At 53.4% G+C, this 12522-nt stretch carries 10 protein-coding genes; 5 read left to right on the forward strand and 5 right to left on the reverse strand.

The genetic code is table 11. The features are described 5' to 3' along the window. The first annotated feature begins 34 nt into the window (after positions 1-34). Positions 35-1768 carry a phosphoethanolamine transferase CptA gene (locus ACJHWR_RS15290; RefSeq protein ID WP_000556317.1) on the forward strand — a complete coding sequence of 578 codons (1734 nt, stop codon included), beginning with the start codon at positions 35-37 and terminating at the stop codon, positions 1766-1768. Positions 1769-1916: 148 nt separating this feature from the next. Further along, positions 1917-2768 carry an AraC family transcriptional regulator gene (locus ACJHWR_RS15295; protein ID WP_000274636.1) on the forward strand — a complete coding sequence of 284 codons (852 nt, stop codon included), beginning with the start codon at positions 1917-1919 and terminating at the stop codon, positions 2766-2768. On the opposite strand, the gene ACJHWR_RS15300 is transcribed toward ACJHWR_RS15295, so the two are convergent. The 5 genes from ACJHWR_RS15300 to ACJHWR_RS15320 are packed head-to-tail and all read right to left on the reverse strand — an operon-like array spanning position 2755 to position 7704. Next, positions 2755-3096: a PTS fructose-like transporter subunit IIB gene (locus ACJHWR_RS15300; RefSeq protein ID WP_000323846.1), complete on the reverse strand. Its 342-nt coding sequence runs from the start codon at positions 3094-3096 to the stop codon at positions 2755-2757. The two genes, ACJHWR_RS15295 and ACJHWR_RS15300, sit on opposite strands and share 14 nt — an antisense overlap. 1 nt (position 3097) lies before the next feature. Further along, entirely contained in the window at positions 3098-3976 is an 879-nt protein-coding gene (locus ACJHWR_RS15305) for a [formate-C-acetyltransferase]-activating enzyme (protein ID WP_000204133.1), read from the reverse strand. After that, complete coding sequence (locus ACJHWR_RS15310; RefSeq protein ID WP_000184837.1) at positions 3942-6239, reverse strand: formate C-acetyltransferase; 2298 nt, start codon at positions 6237-6239, stop codon at positions 3942-3944. The genes ACJHWR_RS15305 and ACJHWR_RS15310 overlap by 35 nt, the downstream gene beginning before the upstream one ends. 50 nt (positions 6240-6289) lie before the next feature. Continuing rightward, positions 6290-6610 (reverse strand): PTS fructose-like transporter subunit IIB, encoded by a 321-nt coding sequence (locus tag ACJHWR_RS15315; protein ID WP_000161265.1) that lies wholly within the window; start codon positions 6608-6610, stop codon positions 6290-6292. Between the two features lie 14 nt (positions 6611-6624). Further along, positions 6625-7704, reverse strand: coding sequence for a PTS fructose transporter subunit EIIC (locus ACJHWR_RS15320; RefSeq protein WP_001004467.1), 1080 nt, complete (start codon positions 7702-7704; stop codon positions 6625-6627). A gap of 308 nt (positions 7705-8012) precedes the next feature. Between ACJHWR_RS15320 and ptsP the strand changes: the two genes are divergently transcribed. Genes ptsP through gldA form a run of 3 tightly spaced genes read left to right on the forward strand, consistent with a single transcriptional unit; the run spans position 8013 to position 12302 of the window. Then, positions 8013-10514, forward strand: a complete 2502-nt coding sequence (ptsP, locus tag ACJHWR_RS15325) for a phosphoenolpyruvate--protein phosphotransferase (protein WP_001185129.1) — start codon at positions 8013-8015, stop codon at positions 10512-10514. Positions 10515-10525: 11 nt separating this feature from the next. Next, complete coding sequence (fsa, locus tag ACJHWR_RS15330; protein WP_000424845.1) at positions 10526-11188, forward strand: fructose-6-phosphate aldolase; 663 nt, start codon at positions 10526-10528, stop codon at positions 11186-11188. Positions 11189-11198: 10 nt separating this feature from the next. After that, on the forward strand, positions 11199-12302 hold the full coding sequence (gene gldA, locus ACJHWR_RS15335) for a bifunctional L-1,2-propanediol dehydrogenase/glycerol dehydrogenase (protein ID WP_000374017.1): 1104 nt from the start codon (positions 11199-11201) through the stop codon (positions 12300-12302). The last annotated feature ends 220 nt before the right edge of the window (positions 12303-12522 follow it).

Genomic DNA, 12522 nt, shown 5'->3' on the forward strand with positions numbered 1-12522 from the left:
TTCGGCGATATTTTTTTCAAGACAGGTTCTTACTATGCATTCCACAGAAGTCCAGGCTAAACCCCTTTTTAGCTGGAAAGCCCTGGGTTGGGCACTGCTCTACTTTTGGTTTTTCTCTACTCTGCTACAGGCCATTATTTACATCAGTGGTTATAGTGGCACTAACGGCATTCGCGACTCGCTGTTATTCAGTTCGCTGTGGTTGATCCCGGTATTCCTCTTTCCGAAGCGGATCAAAATTATTGCCGCAGTGATCGGCGTGGTGCTATGGGCGGCCTCTCTGGCGGCGCTGTGCTACTACGTCATCTACGGTCAGGAGTTCTCGCAGAGCGTTCTGTTTGTGATGTTCGAAACCAACACCAACGAAGCTAGCGAGTATTTAAGCCAGTATTTCAGCCTGAAAATTGTGCTTATCGCGCTGGCCTATACGGCGGTGGCAGTTCTGCTGTGGACACGCCTGCGCCCGGTCTATATTCCAAAGCCGTGGCGTTATGTTGTCTCTTTTGCCCTGCTTTATGGCTTGATTCTGCATCCGATCGCCATGAACACCATCATCAAAGGCAAACCGATTGAAAAAACGCTGGATAGTCTGGCATCGCGAATGGAACCCGCAGCACCATGGCAATTTATTTCCGGCTACTACCAGTACCGCCAGCAACTTAACTCGCTGACCAAATTACTCAACGAAAACAATGCGCTGCCGCCGCTGGCTAATTTCAAAGATGAATCGGGTAACGAACCGCGCACCTTAGTGCTGGTGATTGGCGAGTCGACCCAGCGTGGACGCATGAGTCTGTACGGTTATCCGCGTGAAACCACGCCGGAGCTGGATGCGCTGCATAAAACCGATCCGAATCTGACCGTGTTTAATAACGTGGTGACGTCTCGTCCGTACACCATTGAAATCCTGCAACAGGCGCTGACCTTTGCCAATGAAAAGAACCCGGATCTGTATCTGACGCAGCCGTCGCTGATGAACATGATGAAACAGGCGGGTTATAAAACCTTCTGGATCACCAACCAGCAGACGATGACCGCCCGCAATACCATGCTGACGGTATTTTCGCGCCAGACCGACAAGCAGTACTACATGAACCAGCAACGTACACAGAGTGCGCGTGAATACGACACTAACGTGCTGAAGCCGTTCCAGGAAGTGCTGAAGGACCCTGCGCCGAAGAAACTGATCATCGTTCATCTGCTGGGTACGCATATCAAATACAAATACCGCTACCCGGAAAATCAGGGCAAGTTTGATGGCAATACCGATCATGTCCCGCCGGGGTTAAACGCGGAAGAGCTGGAGTCATATAACGATTATGACAACGCTAACCTGTATAACGATCATGTGGTTGCCAGCCTGATTAAAGACTTTAAAGCGGCAGACCCGAACGGATTCCTGGTTTACTTCTCTGACCACGGTGAAGAGGTTTACGACACGCCGCCGCATAAAACCCAGGGGCGTAATGAGGACAACCCGACGCGCCACATGTACACCATTCCGTTCCTGCTGTGGACGTCGGAAAAATGGCAAGCGACTCATCCGCGTGATTTCTCACAGGATGTTGATCGTAAATACAGCCTGGCGGAATTGATCCACACCTGGTCAGATTTAGCGGGCTTATCTTACGACGGTTACGACCCAACCCGTTCAGTGGTGAATCCGCAGTTCAAAGAAACTACCCGCTGGATTGGTAACCCGTACAAGAAAAACGCGCTGATCGATTACGACACGCTGCCGTATGGCGACCAGGTAGGTAATCAGTAAATGACCTTTGTATCGCGTCTGGCGCTATTTGCCGGATGCGATACTGTCGCAATGTTTACATCGAACTCCCCTCAGGCCACACTTTTCAGGTGGCCTTTTTTCATAATGCCAGTTACTGTTTTCCCGTCTACATACCTAAGGGAATAACATGTATCACGACGTCAGCTATCTGCTCTCCCGCCTGATCAACGGCCCGCTGTCCCTGCGCCAGATTTACTTTGCCAGCAGTAACGGCCCGGTGCCCGATCTTGCGTATCAGGTCGATTTTCCACGACTGGAAATTGTGCTGGAAGGTGAGTTTGTTGATACCGGCGCTGGAGCAACGTTAGTTCCCGGCGATGTGCTGTACGTTCCCGCTGGTGGCTGGAATTTTCCACAATGGCAAGCCCCCGCCACTACCTTTAGCGTGCTGTTTGGCAAACAGCAACTCGGCTTCAGCGTCGTGCAATGGGATGGCAAACAATATCAAAATCTGGCGAAGCAACACGTCGCCCGACGCGGCCCGCGCATTGGTTCTTTTCTGCTACAAACGCTCAATGAAATGCAAATGCAGCCGCAGGAGCAGCAAACGGCAAGGCTTATCGTCGCCAGCCTGCTTAGCCACTGCCGCGATTTGCTCGGCAGCCAAATCCAGACCGCCTCACGTAGCCAGGCTCTATTCGAAGCTATTCGCGATTATATCGACGAACGCTATGCCTCCGCGCTTACCCGCGAATCTGTCGCACAGGCATTCTATATTTCGCCAAATTACCTCTCGCACCTGTTTCAAAAAACGGGGGCCATTGGTTTTAACGAATACCTGAATCACACGCGACTGGAGCACGCTAAGACGTTATTGAAAGGCTATGACCTGAAGGTAAAAGAAGTGGCGCACGCCTGCGGCTTTGTCGACAGCAACTACTTCTGCCGTCTGTTTCGTAAAAATACCGAACGCTCACCGTCGGAATATCGTCGGCAGTACCACAGCCAACTGACAGAAAAACCGACTACTCCAGAATAAGATGGGTTTGCTGCGGCGCAGAAAGCACTTTGCGTACTGCGCTCATCACCCGCTGCGGCTCACGCAGGAAAGCGTAGATGCTGCATTGCACGTAGCGGCAATGTTCAAATCGCTCGGCACCGGCAAGCTCGATATCCGTAATCAACAGAGCAACATCCGCCCGACGGATATCCTCGTCCGCTAAACGATTCTCCGTTCCCAGCGCGCCCTGAGTTTCAATGCTGACGCCCCACTTCTCTAACAGGCACAACTTTTCCAGCCGTTCCGCCGCCATATAAGTATGCGCCACGCCGCTGACGCAGGCGGTTACTGCCACCAGGTATGCCATTTTAACCTCCCACGGTAACCTGAAATCCGGCCCGCTCTGCCATTTCACGCATCGTTGCCACATCGGCTGACGACGGCGCAGACACCTCTTTCATCGACCATGTTTTCCCCAGCAGGCGGTATTTCGGTTCGCCGTACTGATGAAACGGTAACAGATGGATCTGCCTGATATTCAGCGGGATCAGCACGTCCAGCGCCTGCTGCATATTCTCCCGGCTGAGCGTGAAACCAGGGATCAGCGGTAAACGCGGGATCACGTTGACGCCCTCACTCACCAGCAAACGCAGATTCTCCAGCACGCGTGGCAGGTTCATCTTCACCACATCCCGCGCCTGAGTCGCGTCCATAATTTTTAAATCGAACAACACTTCATCGCACAATTTCGCCAGCGGTAACAGCTTGCTGGCTGGCGCGTCTCCGGCAGTTTCGATGGCGCATGACACACCCCACAACCGCAGCCGCTGTAAAAAAAGAGTAGCAAACTCCGCCTGCATTAACACTTCGCCGCCAGAAAGCGTGACGCCGCCGCCGGACGTGCGAAAGAAAATGTCATCTTTCATCACTTCCCGTTCCAGAGCGTCAAGGCTGATATCGCGACCAATCCGTTCAAACGCACCGGAGGGGCATTCATCCGCATCACGCAAACATTTCGCACAGTGCAGACATTTCGCCTCTCTGCGTACAGTCTGGATTTTGCCGGAGATCGACTCCGGATTAGCACACCACGGGCAAAGATGTGGACAGCCTTTAAAAAAGACCACCGTACGAATGCCCTCGCCGTCATTCAGTGAATAACGCTGAATGTTGAAAATGCGCGCCACATCATTGCGGCGCGTTTCCACAACGTTACAGCTGATGCGCTGTCCGGCGGATGATGTCATCCTGGATCTCCTTCGACAATTCGACAAAGAAGGCGCTGTATCCGGCAACGCGCACCACCAGCCCGGCATAATCTTGTGGGCGCTGTTGCGCTTCCCGCAACGTGTCGGCGTTCACCACGTTAAACTGAATATGCTGCAACTTAAGCTGGGTAAACGCCCGTAAGAAGTCGGCCAGTTTGCGTAATCCCGCTTCACCTTCCAGGGTCGCCGGAGTGAATTTCACGTTCAGCAACGTACCGTTAGACAGCAGCGTATTATCGAGCTTACTGACTGACTTCAGTACCGCCGTTGGCCCTTGTGCGTCCTGGCCCAGCATGGGTGACAAGCCGCCGTCTGCCAGCTGTTCTCCGGCAAAACGACCGTCTGGCGTCGCGCCAACCACCGATCCCAACGGGACGTGAGCAGAAACGGTATACGATCCCGGCGTGAAGTAGCCGCCGCGCGGGTTCTGGTATTTTTCCACTTCTTTGCAGTAGTGGCGTAACAGTTCGGCGCTGATGTTATCCACCTCGTCGATATCGTTACCGTATTTCTCGAAGCGGTTAATTAAGCGAGCACGGACTTTTTCGCCTTCTGGCGTTGCGAAGTTGGCTTTTAATACCGACAGCAATTCGTCAAAACTTAAACGCTGTTGCTCAAAAACCATACCTTTCAACGCATGGAGAGAATCGCTCAGGTTGGCGATACCGATCCCCTGTACGCCGGAGAAGTTATAACGCGCACCGCCATCGGTAATATCGCGGCCTTTTTCCAGACAATCGCTGATAAACGATGAGAGCAGCGGTACAGGTGCCCAGTCACGGTGACCGATATCGCAAATATTGCTGCCCTCAACCATCAGGGTGATGTAGTGGCTGATCTTGGCGCGGATCTGCTCCAGTAAACCTTCATAAGTCAGCGCAGCATTGCCTTCATTTTCATGCAGGCAGATTTCCATCACTTTCAGCAGATTAAACATCGCGATGTCATGCAAGCCGTAGGTTCTGCCGGGAATAGATAATTCCACACAGCCCACTACGGAATAGTCGCGTGCATCTTCCAGCGAAACGCCACGGTTGAGGAACGCTGGCACCACTACTTCATCGTTAAAGATTTGCGGAATACCGGTGCCGAGGCGAATGGTTTCGGCGGTTTTCATCAGGAACGGCGTGTCGATCAAGGCGTTAGTGCGCACCCCCAGGTTCGGTTGCGGTAATTGCACGCTTTGATAGGCGTCAAGGCAAAGGAACGAAAGCACGTTCACCGCGCTACGTCCGTTCTCGGTTAACCCGCCGAGCAGTGCGGTATAGCCGGTCGGGAAACCGGCGAAATAACGCGCGCTACTGGTGGAGCGCAACAGCACGATGTCGTTGCATTTCACCCATAAAGATTCGAGCAGTTCTTTCAGGAACGCCGGATCTTCGCCCTGGGTTAATGATGCCTGATAGAACGGCAACATATACTGGTCGAAGCGCCCTAAAGACAGCGAACTGGCGTTGGATTCGTATTGCAGAATGATGTTCATGTACCAGAATAACTGGCACGCCTGCCAGAACGTCTGCGGCTTATGTTCGGCGTTATGGCGGGAGATCTCCGCAATAGTCAGCAGTTCTTCGCGACGCTGGCCATCAGTGCAGCTTGCCGCCATCGTTTCCGCCAGTTCGGCGTAACGCAAAATATGTTTCTGCGAGGCTTCCAGCAGTAACAGCGCTGCCTGATAAAAGTGATTCTCCGGCTGTTGCTGACAATGTTGCTGCATCTGTGCCACCAGCTCCCCCAGCCCGTGATTCAGCAGGCGCGGGTAATCAATAATAATGTGCCCCTGGCCTTTATCCGTCTGGTTGATGCTGAAAATCTGCGTGCTGGTCGCGGCTTTTACTTCATCCGTCATCTGCCCGTTAATGAAATCTTTCATCGAACGTTTTTCCCAGTACGGGAACAACTCTTCGCGGTAGATACGTTTATCTTCTTCGCTGATAGCAAAGCGGTCCTGCGGACGCGTCGGGAATTGATCCAGCTCTTTCAGCAGCCAGTAAGGGTCCATTTCCGGCGACATAATCCCGGCGCGTGGTTTTACGGTGCGGTTACCGGCAATCAGTTCTTCATCACGAATCGAAATTTCAACGTGTTCAAGGATATACGCTGTTGCTTTCGCCCGGCGCAATATCACCGGTTCGCCTTCGGTTTGCCGATGGCTGGCGGTATAAAGCAGCGCCCGCTCCAGCGAGATTTCACGGGTATTGGCAAACAGTGCAGTTTTGAGGCGAGAGATACGATTCGTCATGAGGAACTCCTGTGGGAAAGCGAACCCGCCCTTACGGGCGGGATAAGAACTTAAGCGGTTTGTGCCAGGTGAGCTTCAATTTTGCTCATAATGGCATCAGCGCGTTTTACCGCGTCGCTGATGTTGACGCGCACGATGGTCTTGCCAGCAAAACGCTCTTCAAACTTGATGCCGATATCTTTGGTCAGAATCACCATATCGGCGCTCGCCACGTCTTCCGCAGTCAGTTCATTTTCCAGACCAATCGAGCCCTGGGTTTCTACTTTCACTTCCCAGCCTTTCGCTTTCGCGGCACTTTCCAGCGCCTCTGCCGCCATATAGGTATGGGCAACACCAGATGGACACGCGGTTACTGCAATAATTTTCGTCATGGCTCGTTCCTCAATTAATTAATTTCAAAATCCAAATCCAGGTCGTCTTCTTTTTCATCAGTCGAAGACCCATTTTTACGCGCCAGACTTTTCAGCACGTTCACACAAACAGCCGTCACCACTGCTCCGACAGCCACTGCTGCGATATAACCCAGCTTGCCTTCAACCACCGGCAGCACAATCAGACCACCCCAGCCTGCATAGCACTGCGCACCGACCAGCGCCGCAGTTACTGCACCACAAACTGAACCGATCATGATGGAAGGAATAACACGCAGCGGATCGGCAGCGGCGAAAGGAATCGCCCCTTCAGTAACCCCAACACAGCCCATCACCAGTGCCGCCTTGCCGGTTTCGCGCTCTTCTGCGGAGAAATTTTTACGACCAATCAGCGTCGCCAGCCCCATCCCCAGCGGTGGAACACAAATCCCAACAGCGGCAATAGCCACCACGGTATAAACACCCTGAGCAACGCAAATCAGCATGAAGGCATAGGCCACTTTGTTAACCGGGCCGCCCATATCGAACGCCAGCATCAGACCCATGATCACCGCCAGCATAACAATGCTGCCCTGCTGCATCCCCTGAAGCCACTGAGTCAGGCTGTTGGTCAACGCCCCTACAGGCTCGCCCAGCCCCCACATCATGACGCCAGCGGTAATCAGTGTGCCGACGATAGGAATGATGAAGATTGGCATCACCGAGCGCAGAACTTTATGCACCGGAATTTTCTTCAGGTAATGCACCACGATGCCGCCGATAATCCCGGCGATCAGTGCACCAAAGAAGCCCGCACCAAAGCTGTTACCAACCCAGGCACCGATAGCGCACGGAGCCAGCGCAGAGCGTTCTGCAATGGAATAACCGATGTAAGCGGCGAGGAAAGGCACCATCAGCGTCAAACCTGCAACGCCGATATCAAACAGTTTTTTCAGATTCGGATCGGCGACGGCATCCGGCACTGCGCCTTTGCCATACAACATGACGGAAACCGCCAGCAAAATACCGCCCGATACCACGAAGGGAATCATGTGTGAAACGCCCGTCATTAAATGCTGACGAGTATTTTTCAGGATCTGCACCAACTCATTCATAAGCTGCTCCCGGGCTTGCGAAAGCCCATGTCCATATTTTTGATGGAAGAAACAATAGGCAATCGCAGGCGGAGCAAACAGTGGATAAAAAGGCCATTTACTGGACTTTTGTAATATCAGTACAAAAATGCGATCCGCCTCATAACTTGCGATAACCCGGAAGCATGCCGCAAAACGGCGTCTTGTGAGACGCGTCGCAAATTGGCGGTTACATTACATTTGTCCAGCTTTTGGCAGATTTGTCACATGGCAGGCCGTTGCCGTGCGCTCTTATCCTGTAAACAGAAAACCGTACCGGGAGAGAGGCAATGGCCCTGATTGTGGAATTTATTTGTGAGCTACCTAACGGCGTACATGCGCGTCCGGCAAGCCACGTTGAAACGCTGTGTAATACTTTTTCATCACAAATTGAGTGGCATAACCTGCGCACTGACCGCAAGGGCAACGCCAAAAGCGCCCTTGCGCTGATTGGCACCGATACGCTGGTGGGCGATAACTGCCAGTTACTGATTTCCGGGGCCGACGAACAGGAAGCGCACCAGCGTTTAAGCCAATGGCTGCGCGATGAATTCCCCCACTGCGACGCACCGCTGGCGGAAGTAAAATCTGACGAACTGGAACCACTGCCGGTTTCACTGACCAATCTGAATCCGCAAATTATCCGTGCCCGCACCGTGTGCAGCGGTAGCGCAGGCGGCATTCTGACGCCGATCTCTTCTTTAGATCTCAATGCGCTGGGTAATCTTCCCGCAGCCAAAGGCGTTGACGCCGAACAATCCGCACTGGAAAACGGTCTGACGCTGGTACTGAAAAACATAGAGTTTCGTCTGCTGGATAGCGACGGTGCTACCAGCGCGATTCTGGAAGCGCACCGATCCCTGGCTGGCGATACTTCCCTGCGCGAACATTTACTGGCAGGTGTCAGCGCCGGATTAAGCTGCGCCGAAGCGATTGTTGCCAGTGCGAATCACTTTTGCGAAGAGTTCGCCCGTTCCAGCAGCAGCTACCTGCAAGAACGTGCCCTGGACGTACGCGACGTCTGCTTCCAGTTACTCCAGCAAATCTACGGTGAGCAACGCTTCCCGGCACCGGGCAAACTGACGCAGCCCGCCATTTGTATGGCTGATGAACTGACCCCCAGCCAGTTCCTCGAACTGGATAAAAATCACCTCAAAGGATTGTTGCTCAAAAGCGGCGGCACCACCTCACATACGGTGATCCTTGCCCGTTCGTTCAACATTCCGACGCTGGTTGGTGTGGATATTGATGCCCTCACTCCGTGGCAGCATCAAACGATTTATATCGACGGCAACGCTGGGGCGATTGTGGTTGAGCCAGGGGAATCCGTGGCCCGTTATTATCAGCAAGAAGCCCGCGTACAGGACGCTCTGCGTGAGCAACAGCGTGTCTGGCTGACCCAACAAGCCCGTACCGCTGACGGTATCCGCATTGAAATTGCTGCTAACATCGCTCACTCCGTGGAAGCGCAGGCCGCATTCGGCAATGGTGCGGAAGGCGTTGGTTTATTCCGCACTGAAATGCTCTATATGGATCGCACCAGCGCACCGGGCGAAAGCGAGCTGTACAACATTTTTTGTCAGGCGCTGGAGTCCGCCAACGGACGCAGCATTATTGTGCGCACTATGGATATTGGCGGTGACAAACCCGTTGATTATCTGAACATTCCCGCAGAGGCAAACCCGTTCCTCGGTTATCGCGCCGTGCGTATTTATGAAGAGTACGCGTCGTTATTTACCACACAACTACGGTCGATTCTCCGTGCCTCCGCTCACGGCAGCCTGAAAATCATGATCCCGATGATCTCCTCAATGGAAGAGATCTTATGGGTAAAAGAAAAACTGGCAGAAGCCAAACAGCAACTACGTAACGAACACATTCCGTTTGATGAGAAGATCCAGCTCGGCATTATGCTGGAAGTGCCGTCGGTGATGTTCATCATCGATCAATGCTGCGAAGAGATTGATTTCTTTAGTATCGGTAGTAATGACCTGACGCAATATCTGCTGGCAGTGGATCGCGATAACGCTAAGGTTACTCGTCACTATAACAGCCTGAATCCGGCCTTCTTGCGGGCGCTCGATTACGCCGTGCAGGCGGTGCATCGCCAGGGCAAATGGATTGGTCTGTGCGGTGAACTGGGAGCGAAAGGTTCCGTGCTGCCTTTGCTGGTCGGTTTAGGGCTGGATGAACTCAGCATGAGCGCACCATCAATTCCGGCGGCGAAAGCGCGGATGGCGCAACTTGATAGCCGTGAGTGCCGCCAGTTGCTCAACCAGGCAATGGCCTGCCGTACGTCGCTGGAAGTGGAACACCTGCTGGCGCAATTCCGCATGACCCAACAAGACGCACCGCTGGTCACCGCCGAGTGCATCACACTGGAAAGCGACTGGCGCAGCAAAGAAGAAGTGCTCAAAGGCATGACCGATAACCTGCTGCTGGCGGGCCGCTGCCGCTATCCGCGTAAACTGGAAGCCGACTTGTGGGCGCGCGAGGCCGTTTTCTCTACCGGTCTGGGCTTTAGTTTCGCCATTCCCCACAGCAAATCAGAACACATTGAGCAATCCACCATCAGCGTGGCGCGTCTGGCAGCGCCGGTGCGCTGGGGCGATGATGAAGCGCAATTCATCATTATGTTAACCCTGAACAAACATGCTGCGGGCGATCAGCACATGCGCATTTTCTCGCGCCTCGCTCGTCGCATCATGCACGAAGAATTCCGTAACGCGCTGGTTAACGCCGCCTCTGCCGACGCTATCGCCAGCCTGCTGCAACATGAACTGGAACTGTAAAAGGAAACATCATGGAACTGTATCTGGACACCGCTAACGTCGCAGAAGTCGAACGTCTGGCACGCATATTCCCGATTGCCGGGGTGACAACTAACCCGAGCATTATCGCTGCCAGCAAGGAGTCCATCTGGGAAGTGCTGCCGCGTCTGCAAAAAGCGATTGGTGATGAGGGTATTTTGTTTGCTCAGACCATGAGTCGTGACGCGCAGGGTATGGTGGAAGAAGCGAAGCGCCTGCGCGACGCCATTCCGGGCATTGTGGTGAAAATCCCGGTAACTTCCGAAGGTCTTGCCGCCATAAAAATGCTGAAAAAAGAGGGTATTACTACACTTGGCACCGCTGTATATAGCGCCGCACAAGGGTTATTAGCCGCGCTGGCAGGGGCAAAATATGTTGCTCCGTATGTTAACCGCGTCGACGCCCAGGGCGGTGACGGCATTCGTACGGTTCAGGAGCTGCAAGCGCTGTTGGAAATGCACGCGCCAGAAAGCATGGTGCTGGCAGCCAGCTTTAAAACGCCGCGTCAGGCGCTGGACTGTTTACTGGCAGGATGTGAATCCATCACCCTGCCCTTAGATGTAGCGCAACAAATGCTCAACACCCCTGCGGTAGAGTCAGCTATAGAGAAGTTCGAACACGACTGGAATGCCGCATTTGGCACTACTCATCTCTAAAGGAGCAATTATGGACCGCATTATTCAATCACCGGGTAAATACATCCAGGGCGCTGATGTGATTAATCGTCTGGGCGAATACCTGAAGCCACTGGCGGAACGCTGGTTAGTGGTGGGTGACAAATTTGTTTTAGGTTTTGCTCAATCCACTGTCGAGAAAAGCTTTAAAGATGCTGGACTGGTAGTAGAAATTGCGCCGTTTGGCGGTGAATGTTCGCAAAATGAGATCGACCGTCTGCGTGGCATCGCGGAGACTGCGCAGTGTGGCGCAATTCTCGGTATCGGTGGCGGAAAAACCCTCGATACTGCCAAAGCACTGGCACATTTCATGGGTGTTCCGGTAGCGATCGCACCGACTATCGCCTCTACCGACGCACCGTGCAGTGCGTTGTCTGTTATCTACACCGATGAGGGTGAGTTTGACCGCTATCTGATGTTGCCAAATAACCCGAATATGGTCATTGTCGACACCAAAATCGTCGCTGGCGCACCTGCACGTCTGTTAGCGGCGGGTATCGGCGATGCGCTGGCAACCTGGTTTGAAGCACGCGCCTGTTCCCGTAGCGGCGCTACCACCATGGCGGGCGGCAAGTGCACTCAGGCGGCGCTGGCACTGGCAGAACTGTGCTACAACACTCTGCTGGAAGAAGGCGAAAAAGCGATGCTTGCCGCCGAACAGCATGTAGTGACTCCGGCGCTGGAACGCGTGATTGAAGCGAACACCTATTTGAGCGGTGTTGGTTTTGAAAGCGGCGGGCTGGCGGCGGCACACGCGGTACATAACGGCCTGACCGCTATCCCGGACGCGCATCACTATTATCATGGTGAAAAAGTGGCATTTGGTACGCTGACGCAGCTGGTACTGGAAAATGCGCCGGTGGAGGAAATCGAAACCGTAGCTGCCCTTAGCCATGCGGTAGGTTTGCCAATAACGCTCGCTCAACTGGATATTAAAGAAGATGTCCCGGCGAAAATGCGAATTGTGGCAGAAGCGGCATGTGCAGAAGGTGAAACCATCCACAACATGCCTGGCGGCGCAACGCCAGATCAGGTTTACGCCGCACTGCTGGTAGCTGACCAGTATGGACAACGTTTCCTGCAAGAGTGGGAATAACCTACTCCAAACTCCCGGCTTGTCCGGGAGTTTGAACGCAAAATTGCCTGATGCGCTACGCTTATCAGGCCTACGCAATCTCTGCAATATATTGAATTTGCGTGCTTTTGTAGGCCGGATAAGGCGTTCACGCCGCATCCGGCACTCTGTGCCAGTAATCTGAAACTCCCACGTTGTTCAGGAATTTTTTATCCGCTTCTGGACATTTTCTCTACAGAAC

The sequence above is a fragment of the Escherichia sp. WS568 genome, assembly GCF_046486085.1.
Lineage (GTDB): Bacteria > Pseudomonadota > Gammaproteobacteria > Enterobacterales > Enterobacteriaceae > Escherichia > Escherichia coli.